1 rRNA gene is annotated in these 528 nt (G+C 47.8%); it reads right to left on the reverse strand.

What is annotated here, in order from left to right:
- Positions 1-484 (reverse strand): 23S ribosomal RNA (locus VSR82_RS40005); the annotation flags it as partial.
- Positions 485-528 lie beyond the last annotated feature (44 nt).

Genomic DNA, 528 nt, shown 5'->3' on the forward strand with positions numbered 1-528 from the left:
AGGTAGTATTTAGCCTTGGGAGATGGTCCTCCCAGATTCCGACGGAATTTCACGTGTTCCGCCGTACTCAGGATCCACTCAAGAGGGAACGAAGTTTCAACTACAGGGTTGTTACCTTCTTCGACGGACCTTTCCAGGTCGCTTCATTTACTTNGTTCCTTTGTAACTCCGTATAGAGTGTCCTACAACCCCAAGAGGCAAGCCTCTTGGTTTGGGCTAATTCCGTTTCGCTCGCCGCTACTCAGGAAATCGCATTTGCTTTCTCTTCCTCCGGGTACTTAGATGTTTCAGTTCCCCGGGTCTGCCTTCAATATCCTATGTATTCAGATAAAGATACTGCTCCATTACGAAGTCCCGGTTTCCCCATTCGGAAATCTCCGGATCAAAGCTCACTTACAGCTCCCCGAAGCATATCGGTGTTAGTCCCGTCCTTCATCGGCTCCTAGTGCCAAGGCATTCACCGTGCGCCCTTTCTAACTTAACCATTAGCGAATAAATGGTACAACATACTGTTGTGTTATTTATTGG

Source organism: Burkholderia sp. JPY481 (genome assembly GCF_038900515.1).
Classification (GTDB): Bacteria; Pseudomonadota; Gammaproteobacteria; order Burkholderiales; family Burkholderiaceae; genus Paraburkholderia; species Paraburkholderia youngii.